Source organism: Cryobacterium sp. SO1 (genome assembly GCF_004210215.2).
Taxonomy (GTDB): Bacteria; Actinomycetota; Actinomycetes; order Actinomycetales; family Microbacteriaceae; genus Cryobacterium.
In genome coordinates this window covers 1,300,354-1,316,318 of sequence record NZ_CP067394.1, presented here as the reverse complement: position 1 = coordinate 1,316,318, position 15,965 = coordinate 1,300,354, and the positions used below count along the sequence as shown (strand labels likewise).

At 65.7% G+C, this 15,965-nt stretch carries 15 protein-coding genes and 1 tRNA gene; 6 read left to right on the top strand and 10 right to left on the bottom strand.

The annotated features are described in order from the left end of the window. Nucleotides 1-115 precede the first annotated feature (115 nt). Together BJQ95_RS06140 and BJQ95_RS06135 are read right to left on the bottom strand one after the other, a co-directional pair. The gene (locus tag BJQ95_RS06140) at nt 116-394 is read right to left on the bottom strand and encodes a type II toxin-antitoxin system RelE/ParE family toxin (RefSeq protein ID WP_130177216.1); all 279 of its coding nucleotides are present in this window, start codon (nt 392-394) and stop codon (nt 116-118) included. Continuing rightward, on the bottom strand, nt 387-653 hold the full coding sequence (locus BJQ95_RS06135) for a type II toxin-antitoxin system prevent-host-death family antitoxin (RefSeq protein ID WP_130177217.1): 267 nt from the start codon (nt 651-653) through the stop codon (nt 387-389). The genes BJQ95_RS06140 and BJQ95_RS06135 overlap by 8 nt, the downstream gene beginning before the upstream one ends. 604 nt (nt 654-1,257) lie before the next feature. On the opposite strand from BJQ95_RS06135, the gene BJQ95_RS06130 reads away from it, so the two are divergent. The 4 genes from BJQ95_RS06130 to BJQ95_RS06115 all read left to right on the top strand — a co-directional run bounded on the left by BJQ95_RS06130 (nt 1,258) and on the right by BJQ95_RS06115 (nt 4,829). Continuing rightward, nucleotides 1,258-1,845, top strand: coding sequence for a dihydrofolate reductase family protein (locus BJQ95_RS06130; RefSeq protein WP_130177218.1), 588 nt, complete (start codon nt 1,258-1,260; stop codon nt 1,843-1,845). A gap of 1,025 nt (nt 1,846-2,870) precedes the next feature. After that, nucleotides 2,871-3,662, top strand: a complete 792-nt coding sequence (locus tag BJQ95_RS06125; protein WP_130177220.1) for a hypothetical protein — start codon at nt 2,871-2,873, stop codon at nt 3,660-3,662. A gap of 9 nt (nt 3,663-3,671) precedes the next feature. After that, complete coding sequence (locus BJQ95_RS06120; RefSeq protein ID WP_130177221.1) at nt 3,672-3,878, top strand: hypothetical protein; 207 nt, start codon at nt 3,672-3,674, stop codon at nt 3,876-3,878. Between the two features lie 210 nt (nt 3,879-4,088). After that, nucleotides 4,089-4,829, top strand: a complete 741-nt coding sequence (locus BJQ95_RS06115) for a DEAD/DEAH box helicase (protein ID WP_256041545.1) — start codon at nt 4,089-4,091, stop codon at nt 4,827-4,829. A 528-nt stretch (nt 4,830-5,357) separates the two neighbouring features. Here BJQ95_RS06115 and BJQ95_RS06110 read toward each other — a convergent pair. Beyond that, nucleotides 5,358-5,434 (bottom strand) — tRNA-Pro (locus tag BJQ95_RS06110). A gap of 397 nt (nt 5,435-5,831) precedes the next feature. Here BJQ95_RS06110 and BJQ95_RS06105 point away from each other — a divergent pair. After that, the gene (locus BJQ95_RS06105; RefSeq protein WP_130179279.1) at nt 5,832-6,365 is read left to right on the top strand and encodes a hypothetical protein; all 534 of its coding nucleotides are present in this window, start codon (nt 5,832-5,834) and stop codon (nt 6,363-6,365) included. Nucleotides 6,366-6,460: 95 nt separating this feature from the next. Here the strand turns inward: BJQ95_RS06105 and BJQ95_RS06100 are convergent, their stop codons facing one another. The 7 genes from BJQ95_RS06100 to BJQ95_RS06070 form a co-directional block, all read right to left on the bottom strand. Continuing rightward, nucleotides 6,461-8,083 carry a glycosyl hydrolase family 18 gene (locus BJQ95_RS06100; RefSeq protein WP_256041544.1) on the bottom strand — a complete coding sequence of 541 codons (1,623 nt, stop codon included), beginning with the start codon at nt 8,081-8,083 and terminating at the stop codon, nt 6,461-6,463. Next, the gene (locus BJQ95_RS06095) at nt 8,080-10,407 is read right to left on the bottom strand and encodes a glycosyltransferase family 2 protein (protein ID WP_130179280.1); all 2,328 of its coding nucleotides are present in this window, start codon (nt 10,405-10,407) and stop codon (nt 8,080-8,082) included. Before BJQ95_RS06095 ends, BJQ95_RS06100 begins: the two co-directional genes overlap by 4 nt. 650 nt (nt 10,408-11,057) lie before the next feature. Then, nucleotides 11,058-12,578 carry a ribosome biogenesis GTPase Der gene (gene der, locus BJQ95_RS06090; protein WP_130179281.1) on the bottom strand — a complete coding sequence of 507 codons (1,521 nt, stop codon included), beginning with the start codon at nt 12,576-12,578 and terminating at the stop codon, nt 11,058-11,060. Further along, the gene (cmk, locus tag BJQ95_RS06085) at nt 12,571-13,257 is read right to left on the bottom strand and encodes a (d)CMP kinase (protein WP_130179282.1); all 687 of its coding nucleotides are present in this window, start codon (nt 13,255-13,257) and stop codon (nt 12,571-12,573) included. Before cmk ends, der begins: the two co-directional genes overlap by 8 nt. A 4-nt stretch (nt 13,258-13,261) precedes the next feature. Continuing rightward, a complete protein-coding gene (locus tag BJQ95_RS06080) occupies nt 13,262-14,344 on the bottom strand; it encodes a prephenate dehydrogenase (RefSeq protein ID WP_240694952.1) in 1,083 nt (360 codons plus the stop codon). Between the two features lie 50 nt (nt 14,345-14,394). After that, nucleotides 14,395-15,228, bottom strand: coding sequence for a pseudouridine synthase (locus BJQ95_RS06075; protein WP_130179283.1), 834 nt, complete (start codon nt 15,226-15,228; stop codon nt 14,395-14,397). Next, nucleotides 15,225-15,767 carry an SMC-Scp complex subunit ScpB gene (locus BJQ95_RS06070; protein ID WP_240694953.1) on the bottom strand — a complete coding sequence of 181 codons (543 nt, stop codon included), beginning with the start codon at nt 15,765-15,767 and terminating at the stop codon, nt 15,225-15,227. The genes BJQ95_RS06075 and BJQ95_RS06070 overlap by 4 nt, the downstream gene beginning before the upstream one ends. On the opposite strand from BJQ95_RS06070, the gene BJQ95_RS06065 reads away from it, so the two are divergent. Next, a complete protein-coding gene (locus BJQ95_RS06065) occupies nt 15,766-15,936 on the top strand; it encodes a hypothetical protein (protein ID WP_240694954.1) in 171 nt (56 codons plus the stop codon). The two genes, BJQ95_RS06070 and BJQ95_RS06065, sit on opposite strands and share 2 nt — an antisense overlap. Nucleotides 15,937-15,965 lie beyond the last annotated feature (29 nt).

Genomic DNA, 15,965 nt, shown 5'->3' with positions numbered 1-15,965 from the left:
TCTTGGAGTCGTGGCGACCGATGATGACGATATGTGGATGCTCTACCTCGCGCACGCCGTCGCCGCGTTCCGCGCCAGAATGGCTGCATCCCGGGACTCCGCCTCGGATGCCTTGCTAGACGCCGCGGTAGACGTCGCTCCGGTGGCCGACCTTCACGATCAGCACAATCAGCACGATAAGTTCGCGCTCACAAACGGTATAGAGCAACCGCCAGTCTCCGGTGCGGATTCGGAAGATACCCTCTGTGCCGATGAGGTGCTTCGCAGTAGGCGGATGCGGGTTGATCCTGAGCAGCTGGGCGACCTTCGCGATCCGCTCGCGGTTCGGTTTGTCGAGCTTTCGAAGCGCCTTCACGGCAGTCTCCGACCACACGACCTCCCAGGAATCACTCAAGCATGATGCCTAGCTCGTCCGCGACCTCCGCCAGCGTGTACGTTCGCTCCTCGCCGGACGTGAACCGGGCGAGGACCTCGGCCGCCTCACGGGCGCCCTCTGCCTCTTCGAGGGCTTCGAGCGCCCGCCGACCGAGTGCGGCGTCCATGAGCACGACCGTTTCGCGGCCGTGCTCGGTGATCGTCACCGGGGCCCTCTTGGCTTCGTCGATCGTCTGGGACCACTGCTGCCGCGCGCGAGTGGCTGGGATTCGGGTCATTTCAAAAGTGTACGTTTTAGCGGCTTTTGACGCAAGCGATGGCGCCTGTCAGGGCATGCGCTGCGAAGCGCAGACGCCCACGAAAGCGCACAAGACCAGAGATTCACTCCTGAGAATCCTCAGGAGCGACCATTTCGTTCCTTCCGGACCGCTTCGAGGAGAGGGTCGCGAACGGCAATTCAGTCGGGCCGACAGGAATTGAAACTGCAACCCCCTCAAGGTTCTGGCCTTAATTTGGTCGTTGCCGAATGTGTCCGAGAACCCTCGGATTCCCTTGTGTTTACAGGGAACCGGGCGGTTCGCTGCCTCCGATTGTAGGCCATCGTTTTGGGTCAAATAGAGATGAATTAGATGGGTCAATGATGGCCTTGGGAGGCCGCCTTGAGCGGTCCCCCGCCCCCTCTCAACCTCTCCCCCATGTGCCGCCGCAGATGACCGAGAATTGCCGGTGATGGCGATCGGTCGTGCGTTTGGTCCGCGGTCTGGTTCGCATCACGACGGCGCCATAAAATGAGCGCGATTTGGGGCGTCGATCTGAATCGGGCCCGGCAATGGATTGAGAACGCCCCGATGAACCCTGGGCGCATCAAAGGAGAGCAACGAGATGAGACCACTCCGATACTCAATCAACGTCACGCTCGACGGCTGCTGCCATCACGAGGCAGGACTCCCCCCGGACGAGGAGTCGATGCGCTACTGGACCGCTCAGCTGGAGCAAGCCGACGCCCTGCTCTTCGGCCGGGTGACCTACGAGATGATGGCGTCGGCGTGGCAGAAGCCAGCCACCGGCACGTGGCCGGACTGGCTGGATGACTGGCAGAAACCATTTGCGGAGACGATCGACCGGGCGAAAAAGCACGTTGTGTCGAGCACACTGAGCGGGGTCGATTGGAACGCCGAGCTGGTGCGATGCGACGTGGGGCAAGCGGTTCAGCGGCTGAAGCAGGAGCCCGGCGAGGGCCTGTGGGTGGGTGGCGTGACGCTCCCCCTGGCCTTGGCAGATCTGGGTCTGATCGACGAGTACGAGTTCGTTGTGCAGCCGGTCCTAGCCCGACACGGGCCGACGTTGCTCGCCGGTCTGCGCGAGCACATCCAGCTCGAAATCGTGAACCGCCACGAGTTCCGGTCGGGGGCAGTCGCCCTGCGTTACCGGCCCGTACGGTCCGCCCTCTCATCCGTGACATTGGTTTAGTGACGTTTCTCACTAGGTCCGTTCCCGCGGACGGCAGCTGCAGCCGACCACAGCCAGCGGCCGAGGCCTGGGCCTCCATTAGCGTCATTGCCGGCAACAGTGGCTGGCCGTCTCGGCGCGACCTCGTATAGGCCGCGCTGGTCGCGTCACGGTAGGCATCATCGCGCTCATGATCGAACCCCTCGACGTCCCATATTGTTCAGGCTGATCAACCTGCATTTCTGCTGTTACCAGACAGGCTGGATGCGCACAAGGGGCACAAATGCCGACTTGTGACCTAAGTCTCGTATCCCCATGCTTGTTACTGCAGGATCCAGCTCCGGTGAACCGGAGGAGAGCGGGTCTGATTCAAGTTGGTCGTTTCCCGCTGGAAACAATCACCGACTCGGATCAGTCCCACGCTAGAAAGGACCCGACATCTTCTACCCTCCAATCGCAGGTTACGCGTTGGTATCGCTGGCAATGATCGGTTGGGTGATCATTCAACACCGAGTTGGTCTAGGCAGGAATCTGGCCATTGGTATCAGGACAACGTACACGTCGGCATCCGACCAGGCTTGGTCATCCGCGCAGGACTCTGCCGTTCCATACCTAATCGGCATAGCGCTAATCGCCGGTAGCCACGCAGTCGCACTCCTGACAGTCCAGCTCAGTAGCTACTCGGAAGCTCTCGGCCACATTCTTGCCGTCAACGGCTTCCTGATTATCGTCGCAGTTGCCCTCCTTTCCATGAGGGCGGCGAACCGAGCCGCAAAGGCATCCGCGTAGCTCTGGAATGCCACAGTTCGTCACGCACAACCAATAGGGGGAAAAACAAAAACTCAAACCAAATTCGTCGCAGGCGCCGTCTCTTTGCTGACAGAGAGTCTCAGCTATCTGGGTCTTCTTTTGGGGGTTACTCCGTTCTGGTATTGGCTGCCGCGCATGCAGAAGAAGGTTCGGGCGTTGAACAGGGAACGTTCTGCCCTGCGACAGGCCCAAAAAGCTACTGCATTTCCTGCAAACCAAAAAAAGGAAAGATTTTCTTGACAATGAAGTCCACAAAATTAATGAAGAAAGATGCGAGTCCTATGCGCATGACAAGAAAATCAACCGCTTTGCTAACTTCCCTGGTGGGGTTGATGCTACTGATTAGCACCTCCGGCGCTGCCAATGCGGTGTCGGTTGCCCCAAATGCAGACCCCCTGACCATGATCGCCGTCAGCGACCAGGAGGCGGCGTTAAAGACCGAAATCGCCATGTCCGCCCTTGCCAGTGGCGCGATGCCACTGCAGGCACCGCTGAGCGCAGTGGTCGAGGCCGAGACCAAGGTGAATACGATTTTAGCCGAGGGGGGTGCGTTCACTACGGTGACCATACCCATTGACGGTTCCTACAGCTTCACCAGCAATGTCTCCATGGTCTTCGACAGCGCGGGTAATCGGTTGCAGTCCAGTGAAATGCTGGTCAGCAAGAACGCCGATGGCTTCTTCAACGTGAAGACCTACGTCGATGGGGTCATGACGAACAACCAGGACACCGACCTGGTGTACCTGACGGACGCCGAGCTTAAGGCTGATCTCGTTGCCTCGCAGGCCAAGAGCGGCAGCGTGGCAGCGGATGCAGCTCCTGCTCCGCTAGCCGAGAAGAACACCGGCGCCTGCATCGCGACGGTGCTCGGCGTAACCGGCGTGGTTGGAGCCATCATTGCATACGGCTGTGCTGGGGCTTGCGCCGCTGCAGCGGTCGGTGTCGGAGTCCCCTTTTGCATCGCCTGCATTGCCGGTTTCGCAACCGTCGGTGGCGCGTCCATCACAGCCGTCGCAACCTGCTTCTAAGGAGTCACCATGAGTTGGAAACCGTCCCGCACATTCTTTGCACTGTTCATCGGACTGGTCGTGTCGGGAGCCGCTCTTGTCCTGACGCTCCCTGCAATATTCGGTCCGCACGAATCGAGCCAGGCAGCGCTGACCATGATTCTCGGCGGTGTTACTGCAATATTCGCCATAGGGATCATTCTGATGCGCCCGAAGAAGCAGAATTCAGCGGAATAGCCGAGCACCAGCGAGGATCCGGTGGCCCCGCGCGGACGGCGCGGGGCCACCGTCATATCCCACCGGTATCAAGTCTTGGTAGCAACGAGTAGCGGCGCGCCTCCCCTGATTTGCCTCGTTGGCTACGATCGGGGAAGCGCCAACCGGCGCAGTCGCGCTTGGCAGTCGGCTCGATTAGGACGCTTCTCGACGACCCAGGCGCCGCGGGTCGTGGTCGTGGTCGTGGTCGACGCGATTCATCATGGCGCGATTAAGCTCGGCGAGGGCGCGCGCAGGCAGCTGGGCAGCGGCCGGCGCAAGCGCACCCACGTGATCGATATCGTGATGCTGCAGAGCATCGCCCACCGCGCGGCGGATCCGACACTCCTGAATCGCTACGGGTTGATCATCGTCGATGAATGCCATTCCCTGGGCGCGGCGGCGACTGAGGCCGCCGTGCGCCAGATCGCGGTGAGGCACTGGGTCGGCCTGACCGCGACGCCGTACCGTGCCGACCAAATGGACGACATCATCACCATGCAGTGCGGGCCCATTCGTCACACGATCGACGACAGCGCGGTCTTCGAACAAGAATTGGTCGTGCATAAGACGACGTTCAGGTCGAGCGCAGCAGACGCGCCCAGCACCGAAATTCAGGCCGTCTACACCGAGCTCTCAGACGATGTCGAGCGCAACCAACGCATTGCGGCAGACGTGCTCGCGGCATATCGAGCGGGACGGAACTGCCTCGTTCTCTCGACCCGAGTTGAACATGTCGCTCGGCTGGCGGAGCTCTTGAAAACGGAGACCGCCGCGGTCTTCGTCCTGCACGGAAAGCTGGCCGCAAGGAACGGCGCCGGATCCGCACCGAGATGTCCGAAACTGCAGCTCGGGCTTTGCGTGGTTTCTTCCATCATCGTGGCCCTGACCCCGAGCTCGCGTGGATGGCAGGGGATGCCGTGTTGGATCTGAAGTTCGGCTAGCCGGTCCGCGCTTCGCTCTTCGCGTGCCGGGCCGTGGACGCCTCGAACGCTCGTGTTTGTTGCAGGATCCGGCGCTAGTTGGAAGAACTAGAGACGCGCTTCCGCTTCTTACCCCAGACGGTCATATACGTCACGAAAGCGATACCGAGAACAACGCCGCCCCATCCGTAAATCGGATCTCCGTTGGTAAGCAGAACCCAAACGCCGACACCCAGGAAAAGTAGGCCGATCGTTAGCGCTGTGATTTTTCCCATTTCGTTCTCCAATCGGAAGCCAGATGGCTGAGCAACCCAAAGTATCCTGAGCGCCTCCCGCCAAGGCTAGGCCGCTGGGCCCGCCGCCACTGCCACTGAGCACGTGGCAGTCAGATTCGCCGCGCACTGGGCGAGAGCTTTCTTCTCGGCCGGCGTCGGAGTTGCGGCGGCCCGACTCAGCGGCTGAGAACTGCTGAAGCTGACAAAGCAATCAAATCTCTTAACCAAAAAAGTCCCGGAAACTCTTGAGTTTCCGGGACATTTGGTCGGGCTGACAGGATTTGAACCTGCGACCCCCTGACCCCCAGTCAGGTGCGCTACCAAGCTGCGCTACAGCCCGCCGTTTCCCGGTGGATTCCCGTGAGGGCATCTACCGGAGACAACTGGACTAGCTTACCGCGTCGGGAGAGTACTCGCGTTCACTTTTGGGGGTTGGGGAGAGGTTGACAACGGACGAGACCGTTTTAGTGTCTACCGGAGACGGGGCACCGGATCTCGACAGGCTCGATCAGCGGGTGCAGGCTCTATAAGCGGGTGTGCGGGTTGGTCATCGAGAGGTCACGGGGTCTCGACAAGCTCGACCAGCGAGATCGGCTCGACCAGCGAACGGGGCTTGAGTAGTGAGACGGGCACAGGCGGGACAGCGACGATTCCCTGCTCACACATAGGTTGTCCATAGAAACGGTGCGTAGCGTGACGCGAGGTCGTTTTCGGCCGCACCCACAACGAAGGAAGTTATGTCCCAGAAAAGCTCAGGCCCCCTGTCCAAGTTCAACCTCGCCCTGGCACTGCTGTGGCTGGTCGACGTGGTCGTGACCGTTGCGGGGTACCTGGTCCTCACTTCCTCCAACGCCACCCAGGCCGAGTTCTACACCTCGCAGTCCTCCGACTACGTCGCGTACTTCACGGCCCAGTCCGGCAGCAACCTGGGCGCCACCCTGCTCGGCGCCGGCGTGATCGGTTTCATCATCACCCTCGCCGCGCACGCCGTGTCCTGGTCGATCAACAAGAACGCCGTGGTCGCGGCGCCGGTGAACGCCACCGACGAGCCGAACTTCGACTTCGACGATGACACCGACTTCGACGCCGAGGAGACCGCCCCGGTGCAGGCGCGCGCTGCCGAGGCCGGCACCGTCACCTCTGCCGCCGGTACCGCTCCGGCCGACCTCACCCCGAAGGCCTCGGTGCCGGCCGATGAGACGCCTGCCGCTGCTCCCGCCGAGACCGGCACGGGCGACGCGCCCACCGACGAGCCCAAGACCGCTCGCTAACAACCCCGCGCAGAAGCGCACCGGGGAATGCCCGGGGGCGGTGCCCTAAACACCGCCCCCGGGCATATCCCTGTTTGGGACCCCCGCCCAAAAACCTACTGGGGAAGCGCGTCGAGGAGTTTCTCCACCTCGGCGTCGGAGAGTGCCGCCCACGGCGAGCCGTCGGGGTTCGCGGCCGCGGCATCCGGGCTCTCGCCCTGGTTCCACCACTTGCTCTCGTATGGCACCCTGTCGAAGAGGATCAGGGCGCCCTTCTCGTAGATGGCGGTGCCGGCCCAGTCGGGGTAGGTGCCGGCGGGCAGGGTGGGCTTGGGGATCGGGGTCTCCCCCGGCAGCACCGGGCCGATCAGCACCCACGGCGTCTCCCATTCGTTGAGCACCGGGTTGTCGGGCAGGTCGCCGCGGGTCCACCACTTGGTCTGATACACGTTCTTGTGCCAGACCACCTTGGTGCCCTCGAGGTAGGAGGACTCTTCCGCCCAGATCGAGTACGGGCTGGTCGCCGGGTTGTCGACGACCGACGCGATCTCCTGCGCTTCGTCGGTGGTCACCGTCGCCGCCGCTTCGACCGGGCGACCGGTGAAGCCCTTGCCCAGCAGGTCCACGAACTTCGTGTCGCCCTGGTCGATGCCGCTGCAGGAGTCGGACACCCGGGTGACGTCGGCGTAGTTGGACCCGCAGGTGATGTCCCGGTTCAGTGACCACACCGACATCCGGCCGATCTTCTGCTCCCGGGCGAAGGCGTTCAGCGCGGTGGCGTCGTCGAGGCCGAAGATCTCCCCCGGCACGTCGTTCTGGCCGGCCATCGGGGTGATGCCGATCTTGCCCCACACGGTGGCAGCGGTCAGTTCGGTGCCGGCCCGCGAATACAGTGTGCCGATCTGCCGGTGCGCGGCCGTAACGGCGCGCACGGATGCTTCGGCCATGGTCTCGTCGGCGTCCTTGCTGCTGCCGTAGTCCATGGTCATCAGGTTGACCCCGGCCAGGTCCACGCCGCCGTCGAGCATGGCGCTGACCATGGTGGTGCCGTCCTCGGTGAGGCCGAACGTGGCCACGGGCAGGGTCAGCCACACCGCGAGGTCGTCGCCGGCGGCGCGGCGGTCGGCCTGCAACTCGGCGATCGCCGCGGCACGGCGAGTGGCGGCGGCCGTGTCGGTGAGGTTGTCGCCCTCGAGGTCGAGGTCGATGGTGGTGACCTCGTACCGGTCCAGCACGTCACCGTAGGCGGCCACGAGCGCCGTCGTGTCGGTGCAGGCGGTACCGAGCTCGGTGTTCAGCAGGCCGCCGAACGACACCACCACCTGGCCGCCGAGCTGCTTCACCCGGGCGAGCCGGCGGTCCAGGTCCAGCTCGTCCGCCGCCTCGTCGAGGGTGTAGTGAGTGCCCCAGGTGGGGGTGCAGGCGTCGTCGGTGGCGGCGACGATGAAGGAGAGCACCACGTCGCTGCCGGCCTGGGCGGTCGAGGCCTCGAAGTCGTAGGTGGGGGTGGCGGTCACGTCGACGTAGCCGGCGAACCAGGGGTTGTACGGCTCGGCGGCCTGCGCCGATCCCCACCACTGCACACCGAGGTAGCCGCCGGTGGAAAGCGCCACGACCAGTACGACGCCGAGGAACACCCGCACCACCGACAGGCGGCGGCGCGGCGGGGCGATCCGGCCGGCGGTTTCGGCCGGTTCGGCCATCAGCGGCACCTCGGGTGCGGCGTCAGGGGCGCTCATTTCACCGCTCCCTGCTTGGCGGTCTTGGCCGCGGGCTGGCCTACGAACGGGCCGGTGATCACTTCCACGTCGCTGGGCAGTTGGCCCACCGCGTGGCCGTGGTAGATCACGGCCCGCCAGTCCAGCGCGGGTTCGGCCGGTTGCGACAGCGGGGCGGTCTCGATGGTGCCGCGCGGGGCCCGTTCGACGAACATCCACTGGGTCAGACCGAGCACCACGTCCACGACCGAGTTCCACAGGCCGATGTAGGCGAGAATCGCGAAGCCGGCCAGCAGGGCGTTGAACCCGGCGAACGCGGCGTTGCCCCAGTTCTCGTTCGAGACATCCCGCCACAGGGTGAGCGCGGAGAACGCGACGATCAAGAAAGGCACTATGACGAACATGATCGGCGAGGCGGTACGGTTGCGCACCTTGGGGGTGCGGGCGAACGGGATCTTCTTGCTGGTGACCGCCTGCTCCAGCGACTTGAGCACCCCGGCGAGGTTCACCGGCAGCAGGATCAGGTTGAAGCCGTAGATGCGCAGGATGTCGCTGAACTTGTAGCCGCAGGAGCGCAGGTCGCTGCCCATGGCGAGGAAGTATGGCAGCGCGGCGAGCACCACGACCGGGCTGAGCAGCCGGCTGTCGTACGGGTAGGCGAGGAGGAAGATCAGACCGAAGCTGGCCCAGGCGATGCTGCTCATGTAGTTCACCCGCAACGCCAGTTCGATCAGGCCGATCGGGTGGCCCGCACGGCGGCGTTCGCGCAGCTGGCGCCACAGCTTGGGCAGGATCAGCAGGCCACCATTGGCCCAGCGGCGACGTTGCACGATCAGCGAACCGAAGTCGGGCGGGGTGGCGCTGTAGCTGAGCCGTTCGGGGTAGTTCACCAGCGACCAGCCGTGGGTGCCCAGGTCGATGCTCGACTCGGTGTCCTCGATCACGGTGCGGTCCTGCACGTACCGGCGCACCTCGAAGCCGCCCACGGTTTCGACCTCGACGATGTCCTCGAGGGCCACCTTGCGGATCACCGCGTTGGCGCCCACCCAGAAGGTGGCGCCGTAGTGCGTCATGCCCTGGTGCAGGATGTGCTGAATGTCGGTGGTGGCGCCGGCGAGCCGCTCGATGCGGGTGGGGGCGCCGCGGAACGCGGAGTACGGCGTCTGGGTGACGGCTACCCGGGCGTTGTCGGGCTGTTCGAGCAGGTGGACCAGGCGCAGGCAATAGTCACGCAACAGCAGCGAGTCGGCGTCGAGGGTGAGCAGGTACTCGGAGTCCCGCACCACGAAGTCGGCGGGGGCGTCGTCGGCGGCCGGGCGCAGGATGGTGCCGTCCGGTCCGATCTCGCGCTGGAACCGGCGGCCCATCAGGCCGATGTAGGCGTTGAGGTTCATCGCCTTGTTGGCGTCGTGCGACAGCGACGAGTACAGCTTGCGTTCGAAGGTGTCCAGCTCGGCCGAGAAGGTCCAGACCAGGCGCCGGTGCAGTTCGAGCATCCGGGCGGCGGTGGGCGCGGTGCCCTCCTTGGCGGCGGCGCTGAGCGCGGCCCCGGTGAGCGACAGCTCGGCGGCGAGCCCGCCGAGCACCTGCTCCACGAAGAACGTATCGACGTGGTCGGTGATGGTCTCGGCGGAGGCCATCGCCTGCAGCCAGCGGGCGGCCCACTGGTAGTTGTCGGCCAGGCGTTGCACGGCGCGGGTGCTGGGCTGAGGCTCGTTGTCCAGCTCGAGCTCGCAGATCAGCAGCTCTTCGGTGAACCGGGCCCGGGGTTCGGCCAGGGCCCGTTCGATGTCCCGGGCGATGCCGCGGGAGGTCTGCAGCTGCGCGGCCACCACCGGGTCGGTGGGGTGCGGCGGGTCATCCAGCAGCAGCACGATGCGTAGGTCGGGGTACTCCTGCAGCGCCGCCGACCAGAGGGTGGCCCGCACCACGCCGGGCTCCTCGCTGTAGGAGGGCACCAGCACGGTGAGCGAGCCCTGGTGCGTGGTGAAGTGGCTGTCCAGCTCGGCGCGGGGCACCCGCACGTGGTCGCGGAACCGTTGCAGCGCCCCCTGCCGGGCGATCAGGTACATCAGCGCGGAAAAGCTGAGGAAGGTCACCACGATCACGTAGGACACCGCTTCGGTGGTGAACCGGAAGCTCTCGGTGCCGTTGTTGAGGAACTGGCGCAGGATCGTGTAGATGATGTACGCGACCCAGGCGAGGACGGTGGCGATGATGGCCAGGCGCCCCCAGGTGATCTTGGAATCGCTGGGAATGTCGTGAACGGTGGGGAGCGGGTGGGTGCTGCGTTCGGCACCGAATTGACGTTTGCGGGCAGGCGAAGCTAGGGACTTCGATGGCACAGTGACTACATCCTTGGAATAGGGCCAGGGATCTCGGATCAACGGTCGCGAGTTTCGGGTTCTCGTACGGACCAGGTATCAACGAAATGCAGGGACACGGAAATGTCGGAAGGGCTACAGAGGTTGGCTCAGCGTGGCTCTAGGAAGCGGACGCTGAGGTGAATCGGGAGGGTTGCAACGCACCGGTCGGGTGGTGCGACGGCTAGCTGGCGGTATCACTTGGCGGGTAGTCCGCGGGCTTCGGGGCCGGCGGGTACAGCGGATGGTGCGGTGCTGGGTGGGGGCCTGCGCCCAAAACAGAGGGGGCACGTCGGGGTGGATCACTGCTAGGTGGTTCACGAGCCGGGTGAAGCTCGTTGACGTGTCGGTGCCGGAGGAGCCGGGTCGAATCTGCCAGCAAGAAAAATTTAGAACAATCTCGCCAGCCAGTGAAGCCCCCCGGTCGGGGGCACCTTCAACCTCTGGTTGGGGGTTGAAACCTCAGTTCCGCGCCAACGCTGGGATCGGCCGGCTCGGATTGCACCGGTCTGGTGCCGCTCTTGCGCCAACCTTGCGCAAACCTTGCGGCGCGCGGTGTGGTGCTGACACACGAAAGCCGTATGCCGGCATCCGAAGATGGCGGCATACGGCCTGTGTGACCGGCGCTCGGGTTAGCGCTTACGCTTCTCGCGCACCCGCATGCTGATGTTGATCGGGCTGCCGGCGAAGCCGTAGACCTCGCGCAGGCGGCGCTGGATGAACCGGCGGTAGCCCGGGTCGAGGAACCCGGTGGTGAAAATCACGAAGGTCGGCGGGCGGCTGGAGGCCTGGGTGCCGAACAGGATGCGCGGCTGCTTGCCGCTGCGCACCGGGTGCGGGTGCTCCGCGGCCAGCTCGGCGAGGAACGCGTTGAACTTGCCGGTGGCGACGCGGGTGTCCCACGACTCGAGCGCGAGCTCGAGCGCCGGAACCAGCTTCTCCATGTGGCGGCCGGTCTTGGCCGAGATGTTCACGCGCGGGGCCCAAGCCACGTGGGCCAGGTCCTGCTCGATCTCACGCTCCAGGTAGCGGCGACGGTCGTCGTCGATCTGGTCCCACTTGTTGAACGCGAGCACCAGCGCACGGCCGGACTCGAGCACCAGGTCGATGACGCGCACGTCCTGCTCGCTGATGACCTCGGTCACGTCGATGAGCACGACGGCCACTTCGGCCTTTTCCAGCGCCGCGCTTGTGCGCAGCGACGCGTAGAAGTCGGCGCCCTGGGACAGGTGTACCCGACGGCGGATGCCGGCGGTGTCGACGAAACGCCAGACCTTGCCGCCGAGCTCGACCTGCTCGTCGACCGGGTCGCGGGTGGTGCCGGCCAGCGAGTTGACGACAACGCGTTCTTCGCCGACGACCTTGTTCAGCAGGCTGGACTTGCCCACGTTCGGGCGGCCCAGGATGGCGACGCGGCGCGGTCCGCCGACTTCCTGCTTGGCGACGTTGGAGATCTCGGGGAGCTCTTCCAGGATCGCGTCGAGCAGGTCGGCGACGCCGCGGCCGTGCAGCGCCGAGACCGGCCAGGGCTGGCCGAGGCCGAGCGCCCACAGGGTGGCCGCTTCGGGCTCCTGACGGATGTCGTCGACCTTGTTGGCGATGAGGAAGACCGGCTTGCCGCTTCGACGGAGCAGCTTGACCACGGCCTCGTCGGTGGAGGTGGGGCCCACGTTGGAGTCCACGACGAACATGACGACGTCGCACAGCTCGATGGCCAGCTCGGCCTGCATGGCGACGGAGGCGTCGATCCCCTTGGCGTCGGGCTCCCAGCCGCCGGTGTCGACGAGGCTGAAGCGGCGTTCGTGCCATTCACCCTTGTAGGTGACCCGGTCACGGGTCACGCCGGGGGTGTCCTCCACGACGGCCTCGCGGCGGCCGAGGATGCGGTTCACGAGCGCGGACTTGCCCACGTTGGGGCGGCCGACGATCGCGATGACCGGCAGGGCCGGCAGGTACGTGATGGCGTCGGGGTCCTCGGAGACGTGGTCGAGAACGTCGAAGTCCTCGTCGTCGAGGTCGTATTCGTTCAGGCCGGTGCGCAGCGCGGTGGCACGCTGGGAGATCAGCGCGTCGTCCTCGTCGAGGTCGGTCAGGCGCGAAGCGATTTCCGGGTCGAGTTCGGGGATCGTCGTGTCGTCGAATTGATTAGTCATGCGAGTTCCTCGCGGTATTGATGACCTCTACAACCGCGTCAATGGTCTGGTCGAAGTCGAGATGGGTGGATTCGACGGTGGTCACACCGTCTGCGGCGCTCATGAATTCCACTACCTGGGAGTCGGCGCGATCCCTCGATCGCAGCTGTTCCGCCACGGTGTGGGCCGATTGGGTTGATATTTCCGCAGAGCGCCTAGTCATTCTAGCCTCTTCGGTTGCCGTGAGTAGAATGCGCACCTCGGCTTCGGGTGCCACGACGGTGGTGATGTCGCGGCCCTCGACCACCACGCCGGGCTGGGGAACGGCCCGGGCGAGGCGGCGGAACAGCTCGGTGAGGTGGGTGCGCACGGCGGGGACCCGGGCGATCGCGCTGACCGCGGCGGAGATGGCCGGCTCGCGGATGGCGTCGGTGACGTCGGTCTGGCCCACCCGCACGAAGTAGGCATCCGGTTCGGTGCCGATCGTGTAGTCGAAGTCGGGCAGCAACGCGGCGACGGCGTCGGAGTTCTGCGGGTCGACCTCCTGGTCGATGACATGCCAGGCCAGCGCCCGGTAGGCGGCACCGGTGTCGAGGTAGCCGTAGCCGAGCTTCTGGGCCACGGCGCGGCTCACGCTGGACTTGCCGCTGCCGGCAGGCCCGTCAATGGCGACGAACAGGGGGAAGGAGTGCTTGCTCAAACGTCTAACCGACAATCCGCCAGCCGCGGGCGGCCAGCTCAGTGGTGAGGCGGCTGAGAGCCTCGGGGAGGATGCTGATCTCGGCGAGCCCGATCTGGGCTCCCGGGGAGTGCTCGAGGCGCAGGTCCTCGAGGTTGACGCCGGCCTCGCCGATCTCGTTGAAGAGGCGGGCCAGCTGGCCGGGGGTGTCGTCCACCATCACGGTGAGGCTGGCGTAGCGGCGGTCCTGGCCGTGCTTGCCGGGCAACCGGGCCACGCCGGTGTTGCCGCCGGCGATCTCCTCGGCCACCTGCCGGCGGGCGCCGGGGGCGGTGGGGTCGGCCAGGGCGCCGATGAACCGGTCCAGGTCGTCGCGGAGCGCCAGCAGGATCTGCCGCACCGGTTCCGGGTTGGCGCCGAGGATCTGCACCCACAGTTCGGGGTCGCTCGCGGCGACGCGGGTCACGTCGCGCAGGCCCTGGCCGGCGAGGTTGAGCGCGGAGCCGGGCGCGTCGGTGAGACGGCGGGCCATCAGGGTGCTCACCACCTGCGGCACGTGGGAAACCAGGGCGACGCCCTGGTCGTGCTCCTCGGGGGTCATCTCCACCAGGGTGGCGCCCAGGTCGAGGATCAGGTCGTCAAGCGCGGTGGCGCGCTGGTAGCTGATGTCGTCGTGCGCGGCGACCACCCAGGGCCGGCCGATGAACAGGTCGGCGCGGCCGGCGAGGGGTCCGCCGCGTTCCCGGCCGGCCAGCGGGTGCGAGCCGATGTAGCGGGAGACGTCGGCGCCCAGCCGGCGCAGCTCGGTGAGCGGGGCCAGCTTGACGCTGGCCACATCCGTCACGATCGCGTCGGGGAAGGCCTCCAGTTCGCGGGCGACGGTGTCGGCGGTGACGTCCGGCGGCACGCACACCACGATCAGCTGCGGGGCGTCCGTGTAGGTGGCGGCGCGGCCGGCGCCGTAGTCGATGGCCAGCGATAGGTTGGTCGGCGACGCGTCGGCGAGGATCACGTCGATCCCCCGGGCGCTCAGGCCCAGGCCGATGCTGGTTCCCAGCAGCCCGGCGCCGACAACACGCACCGGCCCGATCAGGCGAGACTCGACCACGTTCGGCTCCAAACTTGCGCGGTTGACAGGGTGAAACGGATGCTGCGGGGCTACTTCTGAACCTCGGCGCGGGACACGGTGAGCAGCTGACCGAGTTCCACCTTAGTGAGGTCGCGCACCGCGCCGGCCCGCAGGGTGCCCAGCTGCAGCGGCCCGAACTGACGGCGCACCAGGTCCACGACGGGGTGGCCGACGGCGTCGAGCATCCGTCGCACGATGCGGTTACGGCCGGAGTGCAGGGTCAGCTCCACCAGGGTGAAGCCGTCGCCGGGAGGGCTGGTGAGGATGCGGGCCTTGTCCGCGGCGATGGGGCCGTCGTCCAGCTCGATGCCGCTCTGCAGCTTGCCGATGGTCTGCGCCGAGACGCGGCCCTCGACCTTGGCGATGTAGGTTTTGGCCACACCGAAGGAGGGGTGCGCGAGCACGTGGGCGAGGTCACCGTCGTTGGTGAGGATCAGCAGGCCGCTGGTGGCGGCGTCGAGGCGGCCCACGTTGAACAGGCGTTCCTCGTAGCCGTCGGTGAACTGGCGGAGGTCGGGCCGGCCGCTTTCGTCTTGCATGGAGGAGACCACGCCGACGGGCTTGTTCAGCATCACGTAGCGACGGCTGGTGTCCAGCTGCACGGCGATGTTGTCCACGGCGATCTTGTCGGTTTCGGGGTGCACCCGGCGACCGAGTTCGGTGACGACCTTGCCGTTGACCCGTACCCGGCCGGAGCTGATCATCTCTTCGCTGACCCTTCTCGAGGCCACACCCGCGGCGGAGAGCACCTTCTGCAGGCGGATGCCGTCGACGGCGGCCTCGGGGTTCGTGGCGAAGTCCGGGTTGGTGCTGCTGGTGTCGGTGTAGCCGTCGTGGCTGTTTTCAGAGGTGTGGTCGGTCATGGTAGATCCTCGAATCCGTTCGCACCGTCGGCGAGCAACGGCGAAATTAGTGGCAACTCGTCAAGCGAGTTGATTCCCAGCTGCACAAGCAGCAGGTCGGTGGTGGCGTAATTGATCGCGCCGGTCTCGCTATCGGTGAAGGCCTCGGTGATCAATCCGCGGCCCAGGAGGGTGCGCACGACCGAGTCGACGTTAACGGCCCGAATCGAGGCTACCGCGCCGCGGCTGATCGGTTGCTTGTAAGCGATCACCGCGACGGTCTCCAGGGCGGCCTGGGAGAGCCGGCTGGGGTTCTGCGTGTAGACGAAATCGGCCACCACCGGGTCGTGCTCGGCGCGCACGTAGATGCGCCAGCCGCCAGCAACCTCACGCAGTTCGAAGCCGCGCCGCACGGTGCCGTGCACCCCGTCGAAGTCGGCGACGAGCCGCAGAATGGCCTCACGCACGCCGACCAGCGGATGCCCGACCGCGGTGGCCAAGTGCACCAGGCTCTGCGGCTCATCCGCCACCATCAAGATCGCCTCGAGCCGCCGCTCAATGGCCGCCGCTGCCCCTCCGCTGGTCGAGACCCCGCCGCTGGTCGAGCCTGTCGAGACCCCGCGACCCGACCTCTCGGGCGCGCCCATCTCGCTGGTCGAGCCTGTCGAGACCCCGTCACCAGGTCTCGACAAGCTCGACCAACGATCGGTCGAGCCTGTCGAGCTGTGATCCTCTGTCTCTACTGCGGCAGTGCTGGC

Coding starts and splice junctions, on each gene's coding strand:
- BJQ95_RS06135 (WP_130177217.1), bottom strand. CDS start 653: ATGACCCGAATCCCAGCCACTCGCGCGCGGCAGCAGTGGTCCCAGACG.
- BJQ95_RS06120 (WP_130177221.1), top strand. CDS start 3,672: ATGAGTTGGAAACCGTCCCGCACATTCTTTGCACTGTTCATCGGACTG.
- BJQ95_RS06105 (WP_130179279.1), top strand. CDS start 5,832: ATGTCCCAGAAAAGCTCAGGCCCCCTGTCCAAGTTCAACCTCGCCCTG.
- BJQ95_RS06130 (WP_130177218.1), top strand. CDS start 1,258: ATGAGACCACTCCGATACTCAATCAACGTCACGCTCGACGGCTGCTGC.
- der (WP_130179281.1), bottom strand. CDS start 12,578: ATGACTAATCAATTCGACGACACGACGATCCCCGAACTCGACCCGGAA.
- BJQ95_RS06075 (WP_130179283.1), bottom strand. CDS start 15,228: ATGACCGACCACACCTCTGAAAACAGCCACGACGGCTACACCGACACC.
- BJQ95_RS06065 (WP_240694954.1), top strand. CDS start 15,766: ATGGCCGCCGCTGCCCCTCCGCTGGTCGAGACCCCGCCGCTGGTCGAG.
- BJQ95_RS06100 (WP_256041544.1), bottom strand. CDS start 8,083: ATGAGCGCCCCTGACGCCGCACCCGAGGTGCCGCTGATGGCCGAACCG.